The sequence below is a fragment of the Terribacillus sp. DMT04 genome (assembly GCF_019056395.1).
GTDB lineage: Bacteria > Bacillota > Bacilli > Bacillales > Amphibacillaceae > Terribacillus > Terribacillus aidingensis_A.
Map to the genome: position 1 here is coordinate 1 of NZ_CP077640.1, position 22003 is coordinate 22003.

The window sequence follows — 22003 nt, forward strand, 5'->3', positions numbered from 1 at the left end:
ATGGTACTTAAATTAGTTGTAGACAATACGAAACAAGATCATATTTCATGCAGAAACAGCTGCGAGTTATTTGATCCGGTGACCGCTTCTTGTGGGTTAGGCAAGGATGCTAACCCGTTCAACGATGATGCTTCCAGATGCAGAGATATCTTCTGGACAAAATCTAAGGATATTAAAATTAGGGGCAGATTAATTGAAGATGACTTTGAAGTAAATATTGATCATATCGATGATTTAACAACAATGATTAATCCTTCTAATATTTCGGAAAGTAATTATCCTTTTGTTCCAGGAATTAAGCCTGAACTACCTGGAGCTTATTGGTTTATATCTAATGATAGAGAATATGGCTGCTGGATTATCAATAATTCTAAGCAGCGGCTCAGATTAGTACAAGATATTGAAAATCCAACTGGAAAGACTATCTACAAGAGCCCTGTACCATTACACAACCATAATGCATCTAAAGCAATAGTTAACAGGATGGCTTGGATTGTAGATGCTGAGGGTTATGGCCAATATGGCTTTTTAATTAACGGTAGCATCTCATTTTTAAATAAAAATGACTAGGGACACCCCAAAAGAAGTGCATTGCACTATCTTTTGGGGTTTTTATATTTAAAGGAGCTAATTAATATTGAACATTTATCACCTAGATTCTCAATCTAGTTATAGAGAAGGAATCAAGAACATCTTGGAGATACACTTTACAGGTATTAAGGTAAAATCATTCGACATTTATAATTTTAAAGAACTGGAACCCAACAGTACTGACTTGTTAATAGTGGAGCCCTTCGGAAATCCGGAAATAGCTCAAATTGTAATCGATCGACACTTGAATAAAGAGGGTAAAGTATTCATCTTATCATCTGAACTTCATAAAAAGACAGCACTAGAATATTTAAAGATGGATGTAAAAGGCTATGCAACTAAAAACATCCTTACAATGGATCTAGTCCGAGCAGTTCAAGATATCATTGAGGGAAAGAGATTTTATGTCTCGTCTGTAGCTAGTTACCTACATGAGCAATATTTAGAAAATCCTCCAATAGATACTTGCAATTAGTTCTTTTTATGATATATTTGTTTTATAAATAGGAGGTTTTCTTATGAATAAAACAATTGCAGTTTTCGGTGGATCTCATGAATCTACACTAAAAAAATTAGCTAAACAGCACGGATGTAGTGTCCTTTTCCATAATGGTAAGACGAGAAATGGAGGTAATAAGAAGGAATTTAAGAACATCATTAAAAAATCCGATATTGTTGTCTGCCTCTATGGAGCTTGCGGTCATGTAAGTATGGATTGCGTGAAAGAGGTTTGTAAGAGATTAAATAAAAAACTTCTCTTTCATAAGATGGGGGCTTCTGGAGCAATAAGCTTATGCATTGAAGAATTGAGTTAGGAGATGAATAGTATGAAAACGGCGTACTTAAATAATGGTGAAGTAATAGATGCTCTAGAATATATTGAAAGCATACACGGCAGCGAAGTATATTGTATTGATCGATCTTGTAAAGCACCGGTGATTTATGTATCCGGAACAGAAACAAAATCCCCTTATTTTAAAACCTCAGGAAAACATAATTCAAAGCATAGTCATGATTGCGGCTTTTTTAGAACACTTGATTTTAAGGAATCACTTCTAAAGATAGAAGACTATCAAAAAGATCTCATAGGTACCGGCTTTAAAGAAAACATCATTAGATTAAACTTCAATAAGATGGATCCCGATTACATAAGTAAATCAACTGAGCGAGCAGCAGAAGATAAAAGTAGAGCTGTAGAAAGAGTAAAAGTAAAACCTGATAGCAGCACACCACAAACAGTTACTTCTTTAAAATCAGTATATAAATTATTTATCTCTAATGACCTAGACATTCTAAGCTCAATTATAATTAGTGTTAAGGGATTTAAGATCCCAATATCTGAATTAATCCTTGGCCAAAAGTCTTTACACCACAAGCTTTGGAATGATGAGTTGATCCCACGCATGCCTTATTTTGTTTACGGAAAGATAGAATTTGCTGTAAAAAGAGAAAAGGTCATGTACATAAATTTTGAGAAGATAGATGATACAAAGATAACAGTTGTCCTATTCGATAAATACTTCAAGTACTTCTCCTATGAACCCGAGTCATTAATTTGGAAAAGACGTAATAGTGTGGGGGGATGTTAGAAAAAACAGCTTTAGAGATGTCCATTCTACAGAAGTAATAATAAAATCCGATAAATATATTGAGTTTATTAATTATAAGGGGGATTAATTTTATGAGTAAACAAGTAGTATTTGTATTCAACAACAATGAAAGAAGACTATTCGATTGGGATGGTTCATTACATGGGGATATAACTAAGACATATCAATACAATGAGGGCAAGAGCAGCGAAGAACTAAGGAATGATGTTCTTAAAATAATCAACGATAACACTTATATCTATTTTGATTTTGTTAAGGAAAGAACATATACGACTAATTCCATTCTGAGAATCGAACTAGTAAGTCCACGTCAAAATTGTACGATTTCCTCATAATAGCACCTCAACTCGAATTATCTTTAGAACAGCGTCCTAGTGTCCCAGACTTAATCAGAGGGAGGGAGCCTTTTAAGGCTAACATATAGCTTCGCCACCCTATATTGGAATGTTTTATAAAGAGGGACAAACTCTTTAGAGTTTGTCCTCTTCTCTGTGCACTGGATACTACACGCGACCTTTTCCTGATATTCTCTCATTAACCACTCCTATCCAACCATAACCTTCAGTCATTTCATTTAGCCATATCTTTATTCTTTAGTCCATAAGGGTAGGTATGAAGTTAGTTGTAGCTACCGCTTTTTATTTATGTCTATCAATCCAAGAGGATATTTTAAGCTTAAGGTTCATTGTATTATCCTTTACTTCATCCATGATTAGCGATATTAGGTTCATCCATGAAAGTTCTTCGTTGTATGGATTATTTTCATTTATATATTTAAGTACTTGTTTAAGTTCATTCATTCTACTATTGTCCAACTGTTCGCTTAAATGCAGCTTAATAATGCTATCGGATAGGCTCGTATTTTTCACACTAGCATCTAGCAAGAATGAAGTAGCTTTTGATGGAGTAACATCTAAGGCATAGGCCAAGGCTGTGATGTAATTGTAGGTATCCTGAGGAAATCGTGTTGTTATACGCTCATTTCTTCCAGACTGATATTTCCCTTGCAACGATGCCCCTTCATACTGTCCTAAGTAAAGTGTACTTTTAAACTCATAATCTCTTCTAAAGAACTGAGCTAAATAATCGATTACTTTCCTTGATTGTAATCCCTTGGTACACAGAATTTCAGCTATATCTTTGACGGGTATGTTTGTAATATATGAAAGGCGGTAAATGCAATTCTTCAGATCAAGGGAGATAGTCGGCTTGATATCTCTTTTCTTATCTGATCTGATTTTTCTTTTTTTAACCTCTTCTCCATTCATCTTTGGGGTCCCTCCACTCGAATTAACGTTAGGACAGTGTCTTAGTGTCCCAAACTTAATCTAAATATATGGGGGAGAGAGGGGAGTTATGTATGAGATTAATGAAATTTGGTCATACTTCATGTAAAAGGAATATGGAGTTGTTACCCATCAAAATGACAAAAGAACAAGCAGCAGATATTGCAAAGAAATGTATCGAAAATAGCAAAAAGTACGGCCTACCTTTGAAAACAAAAAAGAAAAGTAAATAATTTAGAGAGACTTATCTTTGTATGGAATTATCAATTCTGCTTATGCTACTCCAAAATGAGTAGCTTTTTTTATCCCTGAATTTGTATTATACTTTAGATAAATACAATCGCACGTTCGCATCACTTAAACCTTTAGGGGGAGAGTACTAATGAAAGATCCTCATACGATTAAATATGTCCTCCGGTATATTGGATTAAGTCTTGCATACAAAAACTGTGAGATTGATCTTAAACTGCTAGGTAAGATGAATCAAGAATCTGGTGATTTTTTACCTTGGCTTATTGATGAGGTAACAGAGATCTTACAGAAGGATATAAAAGCATACAATACCATTAATAATTCTGTAGGATTTGAATCAAAGACAACTAGCAGCTTTTTACTATTGCTTATCGAGGGAGTAATGGATATCCTGCTGGAAGATATGAAAATGTACCGCGGCATAAATATTACAATGAAGCGTGAATCAGTTACTACTAGGGTTTTTCATTGGAGATATAGATCAAACAAAGGTAGTATCCGATTAAGCACGGATCAGCTGCTTAAGCTGACTACTGAAACCTGCAGCAAATATTTCTCCGATCATAGAGTTGAGGTAAAAAGTAAAGCATGGTACTGATTGAATTAAAATTAGATTTTTCTATCGTAAAAAAGGACTTCCTTGTGTTGCTAGGAAGCCCTGTGACGCATTTATAAGTACGTCTAAACATAGTTATTAAGTTATTGTCCAATATATAACATCTACTGTTGGATATTATCTGAAGAAGCTGCAAGTAGCAGCTCCGTATCTATTTATTATTTAATGAGTTCTGATATAGATATCTTTATTTCGTCGTCATCCAAATACGAATCACTGTTATCATCTGTAATGTTAATTAAATATTGCTTTTCATCGTAATTGAAAGTTGCCCTCTTCTCAAGTCCAGCCTCTACTACCTGTAATTCATACCCTGGGGCATCCACAACAAACTCAGCATCATCCATGTTATACGCGCTTTTAACTTTAATAGATACTTGTCCCTCTACCACTGTAAACGTGTCTCCAACCTTATGCCAGGTTTCCTCATAGACAATTAGTTTACCAAGTTCCACTTGTTCTTCATATTCCTCTATCTTTTTTTCTAACTCAACTATTTTTTCTTTCTTTTGATCTAAATCTCCTTGTATAGGATTAACTCTTATATTCTCAGAGACTAACCAGGTAGCTACAACCGAAGCAACAGCTACTCCAACAATGACTATTAAAGCATGGTTCTCTAATGTCTCTCTAAATCTACCCAAATCTTGCACCATCGCCTTCATTTATTTATGAACTACTTATTTATTGTAAACTAAATTACAATCGAATATATCCACTTTAAATAATAAACCTTCATTTGTTTAACTAGCTCTTATTGATGTTTTCAAATACACGTTCAGAAAAGTACACTTTTGTGGATAGTAAAAAGGATTGAATAGTTAACGAGACTAAAGATTAATGGATGTATCTTATGAAGGAGATTGTTCATATAGTGCCACTTGCGTACACCTTAACTTATATTTATTATGTTATCCGTTGTAAACTTCGCATCACATCCTACTCCTTGTAGAAAGGTCGAACCCCTTCTATACTGCCAAAGTGAGGCGATAAAGTAGAGGCCTTTACAAGTACTGATTCCATCTTTTGAAAATTGGATTGCCTAATCCCCTTTTAGGGGAATTTTTGCTTTTATATGTGCCAAAAATGACTTTCCTGAGTTGCTAGAAAGCCCTGAGACGCAATTATTATTAGCATTACCCATTCCATTACTAAATGTAATTGCACCACGTCCTATACTCTCCATATTTTTCATGAAGACTGTTAATGAATTTTGCTATTCCATCAGCATCCAATGGTTTCGTTAAAATCAGGAAAATAGATTTTACTATTTGTAGCTACAATCTAATCACCAGTTCATTATTTGCACTTATTCGTGCTGAAAACTAAGGAATAGTTAAGTATCGAGACCTAAATAGCAAAGGTTACTGTTTTATAATTTTCTATTCATAATGCCTACATTAATTTAAAATTAATTCCAAATAAGGAAGGTTTTTGTAATTATATGTAGAATAAATTTTGTAACCCATATAGGAGGTTTCTTAATGAAGAAATTTTTTGTTAGTGTTTTAGTTTTAATGATGGTCTTGATAGCTTTTATGCCTAGTCATTCACATGCCGAATCAAACGCAGAACATACAGAACATAGTCATTCTCATGAAGAATCAAACACAGAGCATTCAGAACATAGCCATTCTGAAGCCAATGAAGGTGAGGGGGAGTTTACTGTACAGTATATTCCATGCCCTAGGGGTGGAAAGCATACAATGACACCACATTCCCTAGGTGAAATTCGACAAAATGGGAAAGTAATTCTTAAAGTGGGATATGCATTTCAATGTAGCAAATGCTTGGAGACAATGGTAGTTCAGCATAACCCTTCTTGGGGGGCGACTAAACTTGGTACATATGGAACAGATACTCCTGGATTCCGACTTCGTACAGGTTATGTCATGAAATATCCAGATTACGTAGGATACAATTCTTCTTTACGAAATCGTGGATGGGATTCATACATTTGGTATTAATAATTAATACAACTTAACTCATCTTATCAAAAGAACTCTCCTTAACAAGGGAGAGTTCTTTTAATTACTTTACATATTAGGCTGACTTAATTCTGTCATTAGTTTGTCTACTCTAATTAACATGTATTCAAGCAGGTGATCTTCATTCAAATCAGCCTGTCCTGTAATTGTTTCTTCACCTGATGAATCTCCGTCTATATTTTTGTACTCAATTTTCATTGTAAAATCATATACGTTATCTTCTGATTCCGTACTCTCTACCTCTATGTCTGTAACATTTAATTCATAATTATTTCTTACTGGCTCAATCCATAACAATGATCCGTAAGTAGACGTGTATTCTTTATAAAATTCGTCACTTGCAAAATAATCTTTTAATAGTTCTTCTTCGTATTGGACTATTCCCTCAATATTAACGTCATTCATCATTTCTCTTACTTCTTCTTCAGGGCCATTAAAGTTGTTCTCTAGTACTGTTTGGACAACATCTGCATCTTTTTCTTGTATTTTTGATGCTTCTGAACTACAACCAACAACAAAGAGCAGTGTAGTTGTTAAGAAAATTGGAAAAAGTAATTTTTTTAACTTCATATATTTTACACTCCTTCATAACTATACGAATCCTCAAAATAATCATTTCAATTTTTTAACAGTTCTGTTTATTCTAACATGAAAGATTGGGATTTTCATTAATCATTAAGTATTTTAGCCTTGGGAAAGTTACTATATGAGATGGTACAGAAAGTCTAAAAAATGAACGTTATATGTATTTACACATCTAAATCAATAGGAGAGATTATTATGGCTTTTGTTATTACATCACCTTGTAAGATAGAGAAGGCCGGAGAATGTGTAGAAGTATGTCCAGTAGATTGTATAGAAGAAGGCAGGGACATTTTATATAAACTCTGAAATATGTATAGATTGTGGAGCATGTGAAACAGTGTGCCCTGTTGAAGCAATTTATCACGAAGAAGATATCCCAATCCAGGAATTGCAATATATTGAGATTAATAGAAAGTTCTTTTTATAATATCTCATACAAACCAAAATATCCTATATCGTCCTTTTTACACATTCAGTTTATATGATAATAAAAGCCACCTCGAAGGTGGCTTTTATTTATTGATCTAGTTTTGTATTCGTGATTTCTGCATAACTACTCCCAGCTCCTATCCAGTTAACTGATGCACAAATTTTTGAATTTTCGTGACTACAATGAACAATTTATAGCTAATAAGAAAAACATCTCAAAATAAGAGATGTTTTGAAATAGATTTCACTGTGTATTGCTTATTATTCCGAAGTTAGGGAAATGGAAGGGCAAGGGGTGATAGTAATTGCAGCAGTCTGAAATCGTGTTGTTAGAAAGAGAGATAGAACGTATTCAAGAAGACGCAGCCAACTGTCCAAACTCAGCATTAAGGAACTACATGCTATATGAAATTATATTATTATGCTATGTTGTAAAGAAATATCGACCTGCTGATAATAGAATACAAAAGAAACGATTGTAATTTCAGCGTTTCTATCACTACTATTTCTATCTTAAATACAAAAAAGCTTTCCTGTGTTTTAAGAAAGCTCTGTCGCGCATTTGTAGAAGGTAGTAACCTGTTTTAAATTAAGAAAATATCCTACCTTGGCTGATTGCTAAATGTAATGAACTTTTCGATTCTGTTGAACCATTGAGACCCATATACATAGCAGATTTTGCAATATCCGGATGTACTCCAGATATGACTATTTTTGTACCCATTATTTTCAGTGTTTCTGTAAGATTAGATATAAATCGGGAGGCGTCCTTGTTTAAGCTCTTCAATCCAGTTAAATCGACAAATATGTTGTCTAATTGTAGTTCGCCTACTTCGTGTGTAATAGAGGTAATAATCTTCTCAGCACGAGCATTATTAATATGACCGAACAGAGGAACTAAGGCTGAATTTATACTTAAACGTATCAGTGGAGAACCTAGCGATTCGATTACCTTCTCTTGCTCAAGCATGAAATCATTATATGCCTTAAAAGCACTAGTTGTGAGTCTACTAATAAATTGATCGAAAAAGAGAGTGATTAAATTGCATATTCTAAGTCCTTGGTGAAAGCTCAATGCGTTTTCAGTGCAGAAAGATTCTACCAGATTTATATACAACCATTTTACTTCGCTTAGCTTACTTACAATTTCTTCAATAGGAAAGTTAAAGTAATATAGGTCATTTAAATCTTTTGCCCTATCTTCAAGTATCTTAGTTGTAAGATCCTCTTCAGTATTAAATACATCACAGAATCTATCGTTAAAGTTTGATGGTTGTGTTTTATCCTTGATAAACAAATATTGGTCGATATCTTTAAACTTATTATTTACGTTAAAGTTGGTATTTTGAACTAGATAGTTTCTGAAATGGGTGTAATGAACCATATAAACTCCTATAATAATATGACATAGTATTCCCTCTACCCTATTTTGCATGCGAAGTAACTTGTTTAATGATCTTTATATTAATAATACAAAAAAAGACACCTACTTTACTGAGTGTAAACGGTAATGGACAGGTTACAATCGCAGAAGCAAAAACTGCAGGGTTCAGTATGCCCAATAACAAGTGAACATTGGTTGTACAAGTATATGAGGGATAATGATCACGACGGTATGGTAGGCGAGTAAACCGCTATTTAATAGAGATAACAAAAAGGACTAATCACTGCTTCAGCGATTAGTCCTTTTTACTTCTTTAAAGCCCACATTTTGATCAGTCGCTAAATGGGTTTGCGACCCCTCCTTATAACCTGTCAGTAGGGGTAACGGCTCCAAGCGCGTTTTTTTTGCTCTATCATCTAGAACGAGGCACCATTAATTAGTGTAAGGTGCGAGCTCATCTGGAAAGGAATTTTGAATAGAATTAGTAACCATATCCGCCGCCAACATAAGAAGTACCTACAATAATAAGTAGGATGAAAAGTACAACAAGCAATGCAAATCCTGCACTCATACCGTATCCACCTTCGTAGCTGCTCATATAAACCCTCCTTATATTTTATGCATTAATATTATTACTTGCCATGGACAAGCGTGGAATTAATCAACAAAAGAAATTTCGCCTATGATGTACTACTTCCGTTCTGTAAATGGGTTTCACAATGTATCTTGGTACATCTATTACATTTATTCGTCTAACGTGGACAACTGGGCGAATGATTGGTTGGACTCGTTTAACATATTCATTTCTAACACGATTTTCTGGAGGACAAAAATTGGTCTTCTTGTGTGAAACACTTTTAATTCACCCCCTTAATACTTATATTAGATGGATAATATGTACATTTTGAAACGAACAAATGGTGATTCTACTTGAATAATAGGTTTATTAACTAGAATTAAGGCAAAAAAATAATAAGATGCTTTCTTTAGTAAAATAAATCACACAAGGTAATTAGGAAGATAAAGAGGGTAAAATAACCTAGTTATATGCGAATAATTTCGCCGGATGCAAAATTATTTAGAAGGTCTTAGTTTGCTGTATATGCATAAAAAGGTTTGTATAGACCCACTCGATTTAGCCTTGTTAAGCTATCTAGGTACTTAACAAGGAGGAACAATAATGGTTGTAGATGAAAAAGTAAGAAACCTGAAATTAGGTGAAAGGGCAGCCTATCTGAGCATTGTTGCCTATATATTTATGTCAGTTTTGAAATTGTATATTGGTTACACAAGTGACTCACAAGCTCTGCGAGCAGACGGATTGAACAACACCACTGATATTATTGCCTCAATTGCAGTATTAGTCGGGTTGAAAATTGCCCAACGACCGGTAGACAAAAATCACCCTTATGGACATTGGCGTGCTGAAACTGTTGCTTCTATGGTTGCGTCATTTATTATGATGGCTGTGGGACTGCAAGTATTGTTCGAGGCGGTGACTTCCATATTTGAACCACATCAAGAAGCTCCGGACTTAATCGCAGGTTATACAGGAATTTTTGGTGCGATCTTCATGGGAGGGGTTTATTGGTACAATAATCGACTTTTTAAGAAAATCAACAGTCAGGCTGTCCGAGCAGCTGCAAAAGATAACTTGTCTGATGCACTAGTAAGTATCGGAACAGTAGTCGGTATTTTTGGCTCCCAATTAAATATGCCATGGCTAGATCCAGTGGCAGCTGTAATGGTAGGGATTATGATATGTAAAACTGCTTGGGATATTTTCCGGGATGCTTCTCATCAGCTAACAGACGGGATAGATGAAGGTTTATTAATGGATTACACGGCTACTATCGAAAGTACTAGGGTTGTAAAATCAATTAAGACTTTAAAAGCCCGAACATATGGCAATAATGTTGTGATAGATACGGAAATCAGAGTGTCACCTGATCTTGATATCTATAATGCACACGAAATTGCAGATAGAGTAGAATCTGAGTTAATTAAAAAACATGAGGTGTACAACGTTCATGTACATGTAGAACCTGATGAACAACTGAGCAGAATGGAATAATTCTAAGAACCTGATTGAAGAGTGGGCAATAACACTTTTCTTTTCCTTGCATAAAATGCTACGGAAAGAAAGGGAGGGTAAAGTATGTTTAATCAACCTTATAACCATTTAGGTCCATATTTTAATGGATATAACCATAATGAAACACAACAGGATTACAGGTATTTTCAAAATCAAGTGATACCTCAAGAGGGAAACAACCATCCTCATTATACACGCGAACAGATGTATTTTCGCGATCACGGCGGACAACCATTTGTAGTCGATATCAATGTAGCTTCGAAACGCAACAATAATTATAGAAATGCTATATGGACAGGGGAACATTTACAAGTGACTCTTATGAGCATAAATCCAGGAGAAGATATAGGACTTGAAGTTCATCCCAATGTGGATCAGTTTCTCCGTATTGAACAAGGTCAAGGCTTTGTTCAAATGGGGAGTAGCAGAAACAATCTTAACTTCCAAAGAAATGCTAAGGACGACGACGCAATTATAGTCCCAGCCGGTACGTGGCATAATGTAACTAACACTGGAAGTATACCATTAAAACTGTATTCTATTTACGCTCCACCAAATCACCCATTCGGTACTGTACATCACACCAAAGCACAAGCAATGCACATGGAAAGATGAATCAAGTCATTTAAGCTTAAACCAGCATTAGGTTTTTCTAGTGCTGGTTTTTAGTATTAACTATACCTAACGAAGGAAAGCCAACAATTCAGTAGCCTTAATAATATAGATACATAAAAAGATTCCAGCATTAATTTTATTTTTTGTAAATACCTCTCGTTCTAACTTTCACTTCTATATCAGCGTGCATCTGAACTTTACGGAAATCTTCTTTCCAATTTAATTGTTTCCATATGTCATTATGAAAAGCGTGTAAAGTCCTTCCCACGCCAAAAATATCTCCATTGGCTTCTTTAGTTAGTTCAAAAATTTCCTCGGCTTGATGTGTGAGACTTTCTTCAAGCTCTTTTTTAACCTTTGGGATATCATCTAATGTAAAGTCATCAGCAGGATATTCCTCAATATCTACAATCAACTTTGTATTGAAGTAAACATGAATATTTTTTCCATTCGGTGGTACTTTCATAGAGGCCTTTAATTTTTCAACAAATATTGTTGTGTAGTTTTTAGGGTTTTGAGATTCGTTATCCCTTATCTTAGCGGTAATTAGAGCTCTATCTCCTTTTATTCCCCGCATTAATAAAGAAAGCGTACAAAGTCTCGGGGGAATATCGACACCAGAATATTTATTATCTGAAAATATAGCCATGCCTTCATAAGAAACTTCATCATTTTTCTCCGTTTTTTTAAGTATTGGAGTAACAAAATCAATACCTGATTCGTAAATATACTTATTTATTGTATCTACATTTACTTCCTCCAATTCAGTGGTATTTACTAATGACTCCAAAATGCCCTCAACATACTCTGATTTTTCTACTTCGGATTTTGGTGCAGTGCTTATTAGTTTGGCAGCATCCCCTCTAACTAATCCAAGTACTGCATCTAAATGCATGCGTGGATCTCGATAGAATGCATCAAGGTAAGGATATATATTTTGTTTAGCTAACTTCTCACTAAACAGAACAACATCTAATTGAGATGGACCATATGTATTCCTTAATTTATTATCCAGATTTTTTCTTGCCTCGGATGGTGTGTTTCCGTTAGCTGAATAGATAAATGCTGGTGAAGGTTGTGTGGGTCCCGAACCACTTTTTTGTATGTTAGGAATTAAAATGGAATTTTTGTATCTACCATGAACTATGTCGTATGCAGCTAAAATGCCAAGTTGAACATCTTTCATTGGTCTGGCATCCCAGCAACCACACAACATTACTAGAAGTATAAAAATTATGATTACCTTCTGCATTTGTATCCCTCTTTTTAGAAATGAGTTGCTCACAAGTAGTGTATACAGGTAGTATGCGCAAAGCTTGAAAGACATATAAAAGAAAATAATCATCCTTATTTGGGAAAGACTAAACAAGATATTTGCTTAGGAAAGTAAGGATTAAGTAAGAAGGGTGAGTAGGTGTGAAGTTGGCGTATCTTAGTAAATCAGTAATTATGTCAATAACAGTAGTGATTTTATTAGGGTTTCAACATGGACAGCTAAATAAAGAGGAATATGAAAAGTCAGGGGAAATCACCTGGGAAGTGCAGACAAAGAAAAAAGTTATTGCATTGACATTTGACGATGGTCCGAATGGGACCTACACTAATCAAGTATTGGATGTGTTAAAAGAGAACAATGCGAAAGCCACTTTTTTTGTGATCGGGGAAAATGTTAAGAGAGACTCCAGAACGTTGATAAGAACACATACTGAAGGACATGAAATTGGGAATCACACATTCACACATCCAAAATTACAGAATATTGACTTGATTAGTGTAGAAAAAGAAATAAAACAAACTGACGATATTGTGATGAAATATATAGCACAAAAACCTCTATACTTTCGTCCAGTTGGAGGATATTACAATGAAGAAATTGTAAAAGCAGCAGTAGATACGAATCATAAGATAATACTGTGGTCACAGGACACAAGAGACTGGAATCACGAATCGGCGGATCATATTTACAAGCAGGTAATGGATAATATTCACCCAGGAGTTATTATTCTTTTACATGATGGTGGTGGAGATAGAACCGAGACAGTTCAAGCGATCAAAAGGTTAATTCCGGCTTTAAAAAAGAAAGGATACGCATTATTAACGATTTCAGAATTGAAAAATCTAGCCAATGATAAGAGCCCTTCATAATGAAGGGCTCTTATCATTTCTGGAATATTTGCGTCAATTGTAAACAATAATCGCGTACTCATTATACAACTTCATCAGGATCTACAAAAGCGTAGTTGTTATATGCAAAATAAAATGCGAGTATTGCCCCACCAAATAAAATGCCGGTTCCAATTAATGAAAGTATACTTAAAAGCAAGCTTCTTTGCTCTGATGTTAACTCTCCGCCCATTTATAATTACCTCCATTATCATGCTTTAATAGTACCCGTACCACATATAATGAGAAGGGTATCCAGCACCATATGGAGTATAGTTAGTTTCATATTGATTATACGGTTGGGAATAGCTCGAGCCAAATTGATTATAGTGAAATAGGTGATTTGGGAAGAAGGCGCCTGCACTTCCGGATAGAACCGGAATGATTATTGCATCCCTGTGTTCAAAAGGATTCAGATATTGATTATAGGCATTAACATAAGGGTGATGATCGATCATCGATTCTCACCTTAGTATGGATAGCCGTAGCCGTAGCCGTAGCCGTAAGGATACCCGTACCCATAAGGATATCCATACCCACCATAGTAAGGACTATACAGGGTGCTTGCTAATGCGCCGCCTATTAATCCACCCACAAAAGGTGCACCGAACCCATACCCGCCATAAAACGGTCTACCAAACCCAAATCCAGGTCGCCCGAAACCAAATCCTGGCCTTCCAAATCCAAATCCTGGTCGTCCAAAACCAGGTCGCCCGAATCCAAATCCAGGTCTACCAAACCCACCGAATCCAATGCGTCGTACATCTTCAGGCTCTACCACTTGATGGGTCTGATCGTATCCATAGGTTTCTGGATTATTTAACACCTCTGACTGGTTATTCCACGTTTGATATTCATAATGCTCAGGACTATTTGATACCTCTGCCAGATCATTCCATGTTTGATATTCATAATTGGTCATTTTTAATCCCCTTTCCTTTATGGTTTAATGTATGCCTAATGAATATTGGGGATTGAACACATGCCTATTTATCATTAAAAATACGCCTATTTTAGGCGTATTTTGATTAATGGATAAGAAATAAGTGGTGCTCTTAATTGAACAACTTATTCCATAACACTTATTCATCTAGAATGGCGATGGGATTGAATACTTCGTAGTTAATTTGTTCTGCTGGTATACTTAGTTGTTCTAAGATATGGTTAATAGCTTGCATAAATGGTATCGAACTACAAAAATAAATCTCAGTATCCTTTAAATAAGGGATAGACTTAAGCAAATCTGTGTCAATAAACCCTTCTTTTTCTAAGTTGTGCTCGAATTGATCTTGTTGCGACGGCATGCTGTAACATATAACCTTATCAACGTTTGAATTTTGGGTTGCTATCTCCTCGATGTGATCCTTGAATGCTTGTATTTTACTATTAGCAGCAGCATGAACGAAGGTAACCTGACGATGATCCTTATTTTTAATTAAGCTATTAAGCATGCTCATAATTGGAGTAATACCGTTTCCTCCGCTAATGAATACAGTGGAACGATCATTCTCCTTCAGTACAAAGTCACCCGCCGGTGCTGAAAAAAACAAGGTAACATCTTTAGAAGATTCTTTATGGAGATAATTAGATACGATTCCAGGGGGACCATCTTCATTTGAATCCACGCGTTTTACACTTATGTGATAATATTTACTATTCGGAGCATCAGAAATATTGCAATGCCGAACATGGGTATATTGTTCTCCCGGGATTTTAGCTTTTATCGTTAAATACTGTCCCGGCTTATACGTGGCTATCTCTTTCCCGTCTTTTGGTTTTAAGTAGAATGAAGTGACTTTTTCGGTTTCTTTTACACTTTTATCTATGTAGAATTCTCTATAACCGCTCTATCCTCCAATTTGCTTCACTGTTTCATCATATAACTTCTTTTCTAAGCTGATTAATGTATTTGATATATATCCGTACGCTTTTCCCCAAGCATCAATGATTTCATCTGTAGCTGCATGACCCAAAACTTCTTTTACTGCTTGGAGAAGAGTTTCTCCAACAACAGGGTATTGATCAGGCATGATACCGATTGCTCGATGTTTATGACATATTCTTTCAATTACTGGATTAAGTTCACTAAGATCTGTAATATGCATACTGCATATCCTAACGCTTCCTGTTGAAGATCTCTTTTTTGATTAGTCTGATTAAAGATGTTATATAATTCAGGAGCCTTATCAAATAAGAGTCTATAAAACGTTACTCCTATCTGTTTGCTGTTTTCTTTTAATACGGGAGCTGTAGTTTTAACAATTTTGATGGTTTCATTGTCTAAAATAAGTATTTACTCCTCGTTTCTTAAAATGTACATTAAGTTTTCCAAATAGTATAAACGTATACAAGGGAATCCACATAGGAGAATTGAAGGATTAAATATCTAAAAATGCGCCCTATATTAGGCGCACTTTTCTGTAGTATTTTGAAAGGAAAGGTAAGGTATCATATGCAACATTTATGTGAGGAGTTAACGATTAAATCAATACCTTATTGTTATAGACAAAATTCAAGTAAAGGACTAAAATATTTCAATCCTATAGAGGCATATACCCTGTCCGAGATTGAAAATCAGCATATAGTATCTTATATCCATCGAGAATCACAGTTATGTTTCTCTGGGTACCCCTTTTCAAGCTTTATTATTGGTCATGATAAAGCTAGGACTCCTCCAGTTATGGAAAGGAGTCCTTTACAATTCGAATAAACAGTAATCTATATATTTATTTTTTAATAATGGTGATAGCCTTGAGAGTAATTATGTCCGTAGTGTGGCTGGCCGTACCCATAATGCGGTTGACCGTACCCGTAATGTGGCTGATCGTACCCGTAGTGTGGCTGCCCATATCCGTAGTGTGGATACCCATATCCGTAATGTGGATACCCACCATAGAATGGAGGTCTTCCATAACCAAATCCCGGTCTGATATTTCTTTCATCCTCGTGCTGACTACTGTAGCAATTTTCGTTTTGCATTTACAAACCCCTTTCCTTTATATGGTGCAGTGTATGCCCATACTTTGGTTATGACTGAGCTAATACCCAGAAAAGAATAAGCATTGATTTTGTTATACAAAAAAACCTCCTCATAAGTGAGGAGGGAATAGGGATATTATATAGGTGAGGGAGTATGACCACTCCGCTACAAAAGTATATGTAGAGCCGTCTTAGTGGGTTACATATCTAAAAGTAAAAGAAGTCCTTAATATATGCTTCTCAATACATATTACTATTAGATTTACATTCGTGAAGCTTGAGAAGTCACTAATTGTTTTCTTTATCGTTTTGAGTCTGCACAAGAGAATGAGAAATTTTAGTTAAATCAGCCATGGTAATCGGTTGATGAATTTTCTTTTTTTCATAAGATAACTGTCCGCTGGGCTCGAGATAAGCCGTTTCGATTTCATTAATGTCAAAAACGCTGTGTTCCCGAAAGCGTTGCTGAAGATCGGCCATTGTTATTTTCATTCTTCTCATATTCTCTTCGTTTAATTTCCCCTTCTCCATAATGATAGTTGGAGTACCAGATAAATACTTCTTTATTTTTCTATTTTTAAAAGTAAGTAGGAGCAACAAGTAAAATGTTATAACAAGGGCGATAAAGACAATTAAAGAGTGCCTGAACGTAACAGAAGGGTCAATTGCCATATTTGCAATAACTGAGCCAATTACAATAGACAATGCAAAGCTGAAATGGTTCTTATTGGAGTTAATGTGTTTGCCTATAAGACCAGTAATTACAAGAAGTAATAAGAAAACTAAATACTGCCTTAAGTGTTATATAAATATAGACATTCATGTTGGTCATTCCTTACCAAAGCTATTTTCAACCTAGGACATAACGTTCCCTAATCGGTTAAAAGGCATTCAATAATAAATTTTAAGAACTTTGTTCAAACTACATATAAACCTCATGGAAAGAGTGGGTTATATGGATTTGTTAATGAACCCTTTCATTATTTTTATATTTGGGTTCCTGTTTTTACGCTTTACTGGAAAAAAGGCTGTATCTCAAATGCATACATTTGATGTTCTTTACGTTATTGTAATTGGTAATGCAATCAGCCAACCAATACAGAAAAACAATATTTGGTTAGCACTACTGTGTACAGGAATCTTTGTATTACTTTATAAAATATTCATGCGTCTATCACTTCATAATAAGTTACGTTGGATTCTTTATGAGAGTCCGACTGTTCTCATTAGAAATGGTGATATTGACCGAAAAGGTTTGAAGAAGGTTAGGCTACCTGTTGATGAATTTCTCGCACAGTTGCGAATTCAAGGTATCACCGATACTACCACAGTTGAAATGGCTACGCTTGAAGATTCTGGTGTATTAAGTGTGATACCTAAAGCTGAGTATAGACCTGTCCAACCTGCAGATATGGATATCAATGTCAAAAGAGAATACATACCTATACCTCTGATAATGGATGGCCAAATAATCAACCACAATCTTAAGTATTTGAACCTTACAAAGGAATGGGTTTTGCAACAGTTAGAGTTAAAACATATAGGGATTGATGATATAATCCTTGGAACTTACACAGAGAATAAGAAATTACGAGTGGATACAAATGTTGAAAAAGGTCAGTCTGGAATGTATTTCTACCAACCAGGTCAACATAATTAATGAAAGTATTCCAATAGGTCAAATAACGTAGTTTAATACACCATCTGAAAACGGAAACGCAGATAACTAAAGGCGCCTCATTGCACCTTTAGTTATCTGCGTTTCCTGATGAAAGGATACTATAATAAGCCGATTTGCATACAACCTAAGTTCATCTTAATTTCAGCTTATTGTATCCTTCGAAGAATTGCAGCAAGAACATCGTCCATAGACATATCATCATTAGCGTCAAGGAAATCAGTTAATTGGTTATTGTTATTTGTATCTGAAGGTACTTCTCCAATTAAAGTGATATTGGACAGGTCCGTATTACGATCAGTCTCAATCAAATCAACACTAAGCTTTCCATTCAATAATAAGACAGCTGTTAAGATGTCTAAATCACTTACAACATAGTCATTCTTGGAAAGTTGGATCTGAAGGTTATTATTTTGCACTTTAGATTTGTTTAATTGTCTCATCGCAATTCCCCCTTTATGATAGGTTATTCTCATCTTAATAGTTCGTGCTTTTAATTTCTCTATAGGGTTCTTGTAAATAGTAAGTTTTTAGTTATTTGGAGACAGTATTTATATATAACTTAGAGAGGATGAGAATAGAATGAGTTTTCCTATAATACATACGAATTTTTGGGACTCTACGATAGGTATACCTGTGGTTTTAATACTGACGCAATGTATTAAGTGGTTTACACCTATAAGTAGAAAGTACATACCTACTGTCGCAGTAATATTAGGGTTAATGGTATCTATATTTTATAGTCACCCACATGACCTTGTGGCAGGTATATTTATGGGATATTTCTATGGGTATGCTGCTATTGGCAGCTACGCAGCAACCAAAACCTCTTGGCAAGCATTTAGAGAAGAGAAGCGTACTTTTACACAGTATCAATTGAAAAGTAAAAAGCCTCCTTACTAGTGTAAGGAAGCAAGTTGGGAGATTAATTAAAAACAAAGTCGTACTAATGTAGTATATGGTCAACTGCATAAGAGTGTGAAAAGATTCGTCAGTACTGGAAGAGAAAATTAGTGTTAATGTAACTCATCCAGTTGCTCATTATCCACTTCTATCATACGTTGAATAATTCGCTTGTGTGCCATTAATTCGATTCTAGTTGTACGACTCAATAAAGTATCTTGGAGCTGATGGTCTATATAAGCTATTGCTTGAAATAGATCCTCATGTTCTTGTTCGATATCATCACCCACTTAAATAATAATAGTAATCATCTGATTCATTATTATTATCTCCTAGTGTGTAGGCTGCATTCATCTAACTGAAAGCAATGCATTAACTAATGAATTATTAAATTCAATACATAGATAACCTGTAAGTTCATAACCTGTCGTAATACTGCGGAAATATCACAATCATGTAGTTCTCAACAAATAGGTGGTTAAGGAATTAATGAGCTTTGCAGGAGTAACAATAAGATGTGTATTCAGTTTTACTATTTTGTATATCGTCTCAAGAATTATAGGTAAGAAGCTCATTCCAAATCACCTTCTTCGACTTCATTTCAGGTATTTCATTGGGTGCAATAGCTTCTATAATGATTCTGGAGAGTAGGGTACCTCTGTTAAAAGGAGGATACGTTGTTATATTATTTGGAGCACTAACATGGTTTCTCGGTGTTTCAGCTATAAAATCCTTTACAGCAAGAAAAGTGTTGGATGATGAACCTTTATTAGTCATCAAAGATGGAAAAATACACGAACAAGGGATGAAACACGCTAGGCTTACAAAGGATAGCTTACTTCCTCTTTTAAGGCAGAAAGATATTTTTTACTTGGGTGAAGTAGAGTTTGCCTTCTTTGAAACTGATGGGTCTCTTTCACCTTATAAAAAACCAAATCAAAAATCTGATCAAGCTACTGTAAGAGGTGTACCACAGACCTTTATCATGGATGGAAAGATTCTAGAGGATTCTCTTCAAGCTACGGGGAAAAATAAAGACTGGGTAGCTCACATTTTAAAAACACGTCAAATTAATCTAAGAGACGTGTTTGTCGCACAACTAGACGAAAGAGGAGAGCTGTATGTCGACATGCGGAATGACAAGCATTTTTAATAATTGTGCTTAATTTAGTTTGGAGTCGGGAGTTCTTCTGTAACAGAAAACATTGGAGAACAAATATTAATGATGTAATGTTAATCAAGATTACAGAAGGAAGGGTTATATGAAATCGACAATATTTACATATACAATTTTTGTAACATGCTTTATTTTTTTAGTATTGTACTATTTTTTACTGTTTAGCTATCATGAATTCCAAGACAACATACACAACTTTGATGCATTTATAAAAGTGGACGAAAAGAAATAAAAAGCCCCTTAATAGGGACTTGTGTAGGGAGATTGCATTATTCGCAAGAATTTCTTGCAAAACCAGTATATGTTCAATGGTAAGTTAATGTTACTCATAGTAGATTTTTATAATGTCTTAAAATCGTACTTATATAAAACCCCCTCTAACAAGAATACCTTTTATTTCATTTACTTTAAGCAAGTTTTGGCTTGAGCTATAATTTGTTATTTCAACTTTATTAAAATTTCTATAATGCTCTTTAATCTTTTCAGATACCACAACTGGAAGAATAACAAAATAACTATCATCATAGATAATTGCTGATAGGCTTTCTGTATCACTTAAAAGTACTTCATGAATCTTCTCGCCAGGTCGTATACCTATGATTTCGAAATCATTATCTATTTTATGCTCTTTCATTAATACAGTGGCCAGTTCAGTAATCTTAATTGCCGGCATCTTCATAATGAAGATCTCTCCGCCCAATGCATCAAATGTGGCCTTCAATACTAGCTGTATGGCGTCTTCAACTGTCATAAAGAAACGTGTCATCTCCAAATTAGTTATTTTTAACTTTTCCTTTTTTGAAATTGATTCATCAAACAAGTGAATAACACTGCCATTTGTACCAAGTACATTACCACCACGAATACAAATGAACTTAGTTTTAACATTCTCATTTGTATTTGCATGCACTATCAAGCGTTCTCCCATAGCTTTGGTTAAGCCGTAGAAATTGGAAGGATCAGCAGCTTTATCAGTTGATATATATATGACTTTATCTATATTGTGACGAATGGCAGTATCAATGACGTGTTGAGTACCTATTACGTTTGTCTTTAATGCTTCTAATGGTTGTTCTTCGCATACTGGCACATGTTTAAGTGCAGCTAAATGAAATAAATAATTAACTCCGTTAGTAGCATCGAATAAAGCTTCCTGATCCCGTATATCTCCAATTATAAATTTTAATGTTGGATTGTTATTAAAATCGTGCTTCATCTGAAACTGGCGCGATTCGTTTCTAGAGAATATGCGAATCTCTGTAGGTTGATAAGCAAGTAATTGCCTTACTAGCTCATATCCCCAAGAACCAGTACCTCCTGTAATACAGATGACCTTATTCTTAAACAATCTCCAAACCTCCTAATGAGATGACTTCTTAATTAAAATCACTTGATTAAAGGCGACATCTAGGACAACCATTACTTCACGAACCCTCAATTTAGTATATGAATATTGTTAAATAGTGATTGGATAAAACCGCGAATAGATTACCGCGTTAATTCTTAAATACAAAAAAAGACCCCTTATCAAAAAAGGAGTCACGAGGGGGAGGGTCCTCATATACCCGCCCTGTTGCGGTTACCGATATATATTGTATGTCAGAAGTATAATATAGTTCTTAATTCAAAAAAGAAATACAAGCTTCAGATAC

27 protein-coding genes and 1 pseudogene are annotated in these 22003 nt (G+C 34.9%); 15 read left to right on the plus strand and 13 right to left on the minus strand.

Going from position 1 to position 22003, the window contains the following annotated elements; all coding sequences use genetic code 11:
- The 5 genes from KS242_RS17400 (at position 1) to KS242_RS17420 (ending at position 2536) form a co-directional block, all read left to right on the plus strand.
- Entirely contained in the window at positions 1-570 is a 570-nt protein-coding gene (locus KS242_RS17400) for a hypothetical protein (protein ID WP_217324269.1), read from the plus strand.
- A gap of 67 nt (positions 571-637) precedes the next feature.
- Positions 638-1066: a hypothetical protein gene (locus tag KS242_RS17405; protein ID WP_217324270.1), complete on the plus strand. Its 429-nt coding sequence runs from the start codon at positions 638-640 to the stop codon at positions 1064-1066.
- Positions 1067-1109: 43 nt separating this feature from the next.
- On the plus strand, positions 1110-1406 hold the full coding sequence (locus tag KS242_RS17410) for a DUF2325 domain-containing protein (protein ID WP_217324271.1): 297 nt from the start codon (positions 1110-1112) through the stop codon (positions 1404-1406).
- A gap of 12 nt (positions 1407-1418) precedes the next feature.
- On the plus strand, positions 1419-2180 hold the full coding sequence (locus KS242_RS17415; RefSeq protein ID WP_217324272.1) for a hypothetical protein: 762 nt from the start codon (positions 1419-1421) through the stop codon (positions 2178-2180).
- Between the two features lie 92 nt (positions 2181-2272).
- The gene (locus KS242_RS17420; RefSeq protein WP_217324273.1) at positions 2273-2536 is read left to right on the plus strand and encodes a hypothetical protein; all 264 of its coding nucleotides are present in this window, start codon (positions 2273-2275) and stop codon (positions 2534-2536) included.
- Between the two features lie 303 nt (positions 2537-2839).
- Here the strand turns inward: KS242_RS17420 and KS242_RS17425 are convergent, their stop codons facing one another.
- Positions 2840-3469 (minus strand): hypothetical protein, encoded by a 630-nt coding sequence (locus KS242_RS17425; RefSeq protein ID WP_217324274.1) that lies wholly within the window; start codon positions 3467-3469, stop codon positions 2840-2842.
- A gap of 92 nt (positions 3470-3561) precedes the next feature.
- Here KS242_RS17425 and KS242_RS17430 point away from each other — a divergent pair, with 92 nt between their 5' ends.
- A complete protein-coding gene (locus KS242_RS17430; RefSeq protein ID WP_217324275.1) occupies positions 3562-3720 on the plus strand; it encodes a hypothetical protein in 159 nt (52 codons plus the stop codon).
- A 149-nt stretch (positions 3721-3869) separates the two neighbouring features.
- On the plus strand, positions 3870-4337 hold the full coding sequence (locus KS242_RS17435) for a hypothetical protein (RefSeq protein ID WP_217324276.1): 468 nt from the start codon (positions 3870-3872) through the stop codon (positions 4335-4337).
- A gap of 176 nt (positions 4338-4513) precedes the next feature.
- Here KS242_RS17435 and KS242_RS17440 read toward each other — a convergent pair whose 3' ends face one another.
- A complete protein-coding gene (locus tag KS242_RS17440) occupies positions 4514-5008 on the minus strand; it encodes a hypothetical protein (RefSeq protein ID WP_217324277.1) in 495 nt (164 codons plus the stop codon).
- A gap of 831 nt (positions 5009-5839) precedes the next feature.
- Here KS242_RS17440 and KS242_RS17445 point away from each other — a divergent pair.
- Positions 5840-6322 carry a hypothetical protein gene (locus tag KS242_RS17445; protein WP_217324278.1) on the plus strand — a complete coding sequence of 161 codons (483 nt, stop codon included), beginning with the start codon at positions 5840-5842 and terminating at the stop codon, positions 6320-6322.
- 69 nt (positions 6323-6391) lie between these two features.
- Here the strand turns inward: KS242_RS17445 and KS242_RS17450 are convergent, their stop codons facing one another.
- Positions 6392-6913 (minus strand): hypothetical protein, encoded by a 522-nt coding sequence (locus KS242_RS17450; RefSeq protein ID WP_093880079.1) that lies wholly within the window; start codon positions 6911-6913, stop codon positions 6392-6394.
- A gap of 210 nt (positions 6914-7123) precedes the next feature.
- On the opposite strand from KS242_RS17450, the pseudogene KS242_RS17455 reads away from it, so the two are divergent.
- Positions 7124-7355, plus strand: a pseudogene (locus KS242_RS17455) (ferredoxin family protein).
- 591 nt (positions 7356-7946) lie between these two features.
- On the opposite strand, the gene KS242_RS17460 reads toward KS242_RS17455, so the two are convergent.
- Both KS242_RS17460 and KS242_RS17465 read right to left on the minus strand, forming a co-directional pair.
- Positions 7947-8741 carry an STAS domain-containing protein gene (locus KS242_RS17460; protein ID WP_217324279.1) on the minus strand — a complete coding sequence of 265 codons (795 nt, stop codon included), beginning with the start codon at positions 8739-8741 and terminating at the stop codon, positions 7947-7949.
- A gap of 481 nt (positions 8742-9222) precedes the next feature.
- Positions 9223-9312, minus strand: a complete 90-nt coding sequence (locus tag KS242_RS17465) for a YjcZ family sporulation protein (RefSeq protein WP_246823412.1) — start codon at positions 9310-9312, stop codon at positions 9223-9225.
- Between the two features lie 609 nt (positions 9313-9921).
- On the opposite strand from KS242_RS17465, the gene KS242_RS17470 reads away from it, so the two are divergent.
- The gene (locus KS242_RS17470; RefSeq protein ID WP_217324280.1) at positions 9922-10815 is read left to right on the plus strand and encodes a cation diffusion facilitator family transporter; all 894 of its coding nucleotides are present in this window, start codon (positions 9922-9924) and stop codon (positions 10813-10815) included.
- 84 nt (positions 10816-10899) lie between these two features.
- Positions 10900-11451: a cupin domain-containing protein gene (locus tag KS242_RS17475; RefSeq protein ID WP_093880075.1), complete on the plus strand. Its 552-nt coding sequence runs from the start codon at positions 10900-10902 to the stop codon at positions 11449-11451.
- Between the two features lie 136 nt (positions 11452-11587).
- On the opposite strand, the gene KS242_RS17480 is transcribed toward KS242_RS17475, so the two are convergent.
- Entirely contained in the window at positions 11588-12796 is a 1209-nt protein-coding gene (locus KS242_RS17480; protein WP_371747650.1) for a Ger(x)C family spore germination protein, read from the minus strand.
- A 71-nt stretch (positions 12797-12867) separates the two neighbouring features.
- Here KS242_RS17480 and KS242_RS17485 point away from each other — a divergent pair, with 71 nt between their 5' ends.
- Positions 12868-13596: a polysaccharide deacetylase family protein gene (locus KS242_RS17485; protein ID WP_217324282.1), complete on the plus strand. Its 729-nt coding sequence runs from the start codon at positions 12868-12870 to the stop codon at positions 13594-13596.
- A gap of 61 nt (positions 13597-13657) precedes the next feature.
- On the opposite strand, the gene KS242_RS17490 is transcribed toward KS242_RS17485, so the two are convergent.
- From KS242_RS17490 to KS242_RS17510, 5 genes are all read right to left on the minus strand, one after another.
- On the minus strand, positions 13658-13807 hold the full coding sequence (locus KS242_RS17490; RefSeq protein ID WP_164493409.1) for a hypothetical protein: 150 nt from the start codon (positions 13805-13807) through the stop codon (positions 13658-13660).
- 276 nt (positions 13808-14083) lie between these two features.
- Positions 14084-14395: a hypothetical protein gene (locus tag KS242_RS18140; protein ID WP_371747653.1), complete on the minus strand. Its 312-nt coding sequence runs from the start codon at positions 14393-14395 to the stop codon at positions 14084-14086.
- Positions 14396-14696: 301 nt separating this feature from the next.
- Complete coding sequence (locus KS242_RS18145; RefSeq protein ID WP_371747654.1) at positions 14697-15440, minus strand: NO-inducible flavohemoprotein; 744 nt, start codon at positions 15438-15440, stop codon at positions 14697-14699.
- A gap of 21 nt (positions 15441-15461) precedes the next feature.
- Positions 15462-15719, minus strand: coding sequence for a globin domain-containing protein (locus KS242_RS18150; RefSeq protein WP_254391900.1), 258 nt, complete (start codon positions 15717-15719; stop codon positions 15462-15464).
- Between the two features lie 1162 nt (positions 15720-16881).
- Positions 16882-17298 carry a DUF421 domain-containing protein gene (locus KS242_RS17510; protein ID WP_217324283.1) on the minus strand — a complete coding sequence of 139 codons (417 nt, stop codon included), beginning with the start codon at positions 17296-17298 and terminating at the stop codon, positions 16882-16884.
- A 250-nt stretch (positions 17299-17548) separates the two neighbouring features.
- Here KS242_RS17510 and KS242_RS17515 point away from each other — a divergent pair, with 250 nt between their 5' ends.
- Complete coding sequence (locus KS242_RS17515) at positions 17549-18253, plus strand: DUF421 domain-containing protein (RefSeq protein WP_170061622.1); 705 nt, start codon at positions 17549-17551, stop codon at positions 18251-18253.
- A gap of 167 nt (positions 18254-18420) precedes the next feature.
- Here the strand turns inward: KS242_RS17515 and KS242_RS17520 are convergent, their stop codons facing one another.
- Positions 18421-18714, minus strand: a complete 294-nt coding sequence (locus KS242_RS17520; RefSeq protein ID WP_093880069.1) for a hypothetical protein — start codon at positions 18712-18714, stop codon at positions 18421-18423.
- Positions 18715-18853: 139 nt separating this feature from the next.
- Here KS242_RS17520 and KS242_RS18160 point away from each other — a divergent pair, with 139 nt between their 5' ends.
- Positions 18854-19174, plus strand: coding sequence for a hypothetical protein (locus tag KS242_RS18160; protein ID WP_093880068.1), 321 nt, complete (start codon positions 18854-18856; stop codon positions 19172-19174).
- 613 nt (positions 19175-19787) lie between these two features.
- Complete coding sequence (locus KS242_RS17525; RefSeq protein ID WP_217324284.1) at positions 19788-20327, plus strand: DUF421 domain-containing protein; 540 nt, start codon at positions 19788-19790, stop codon at positions 20325-20327.
- Between the two features lie 385 nt (positions 20328-20712).
- Here the strand turns inward: KS242_RS17525 and KS242_RS17530 are convergent, their stop codons facing one another.
- Positions 20713-21699 carry a polysaccharide biosynthesis protein gene (locus KS242_RS17530; protein ID WP_217324285.1) on the minus strand — a complete coding sequence of 329 codons (987 nt, stop codon included), beginning with the start codon at positions 21697-21699 and terminating at the stop codon, positions 20713-20715.
- Between the last annotated feature and the right edge of the window lie 304 nt (positions 21700-22003).

Coding starts and splice junctions, on each gene's coding strand:
- KS242_RS17430 (WP_217324275.1), top strand. CDS start 3,562: ATGAGATTAATGAAATTTGGTCATACTTCATGTAAAAGGAATATGGAG.
- KS242_RS17475 (WP_093880075.1), top strand. CDS start 10,900: ATGTTTAATCAACCTTATAACCATTTAGGTCCATATTTTAATGGATAT.
- KS242_RS17410 (WP_217324271.1), top strand. CDS start 1,110: ATGAATAAAACAATTGCAGTTTTCGGTGGATCTCATGAATCTACACTA.
- KS242_RS17460 (WP_217324279.1), bottom strand. CDS start 8,741: ATGGTTCATTACACCCATTTCAGAAACTATCTAGTTCAAAATACCAAC.
- KS242_RS17420 (WP_217324273.1), top strand. CDS start 2,273: ATGAGTAAACAAGTAGTATTTGTATTCAACAACAATGAAAGAAGACTA.
- KS242_RS18160 (WP_093880068.1), top strand. CDS start 18,854: ATGAGTTTTCCTATAATACATACGAATTTTTGGGACTCTACGATAGGT.
- KS242_RS17400 (WP_217324269.1), top strand. CDS start 1: ATGGTACTTAAATTAGTTGTAGACAATACGAAACAAGATCATATTTCA.
- KS242_RS17450 (WP_093880079.1), bottom strand. CDS start 6,913: ATGAAGTTAAAAAAATTACTTTTTCCAATTTTCTTAACAACTACACTG.
- KS242_RS17515 (WP_170061622.1), top strand. CDS start 17,549: ATGGATTTGTTAATGAACCCTTTCATTATTTTTATATTTGGGTTCCTG.
- KS242_RS17480 (WP_371747650.1), bottom strand. CDS start 12,796: ATGATTATTTTCTTTTATATGTCTTTCAAGCTTTGCGCATACTACCTG.
- KS242_RS17470 (WP_217324280.1), top strand. CDS start 9,922: ATGGTTGTAGATGAAAAAGTAAGAAACCTGAAATTAGGTGAAAGGGCA.
- KS242_RS17425 (WP_217324274.1), bottom strand. CDS start 3,469: ATGAATGGAGAAGAGGTTAAAAAAAGAAAAATCAGATCAGATAAGAAA.
- KS242_RS17465 (WP_246823412.1), bottom strand. CDS start 9,312: ATGAGTGCAGGATTTGCATTGCTTGTTGTACTTTTCATCCTACTTATT.
- KS242_RS18150 (WP_254391900.1), bottom strand. CDS start 15,719: ATGCATATTACAGATCTTAGTGAACTTAATCCAGTAATTGAAAGAATA.
- KS242_RS17445 (WP_217324278.1), top strand. CDS start 5,840: ATGAAGAAATTTTTTGTTAGTGTTTTAGTTTTAATGATGGTCTTGATA.
- KS242_RS17490 (WP_164493409.1), bottom strand. CDS start 13,807: ATGGGCGGAGAGTTAACATCAGAGCAAAGAAGCTTGCTTTTAAGTATA.
- KS242_RS17415 (WP_217324272.1), top strand. CDS start 1,419: ATGAAAACGGCGTACTTAAATAATGGTGAAGTAATAGATGCTCTAGAA.
- KS242_RS17435 (WP_217324276.1), top strand. CDS start 3,870: ATGAAAGATCCTCATACGATTAAATATGTCCTCCGGTATATTGGATTA.
- KS242_RS17520 (WP_093880069.1), bottom strand. CDS start 18,714: ATGAGACAATTAAACAAATCTAAAGTGCAAAATAATAACCTTCAGATC.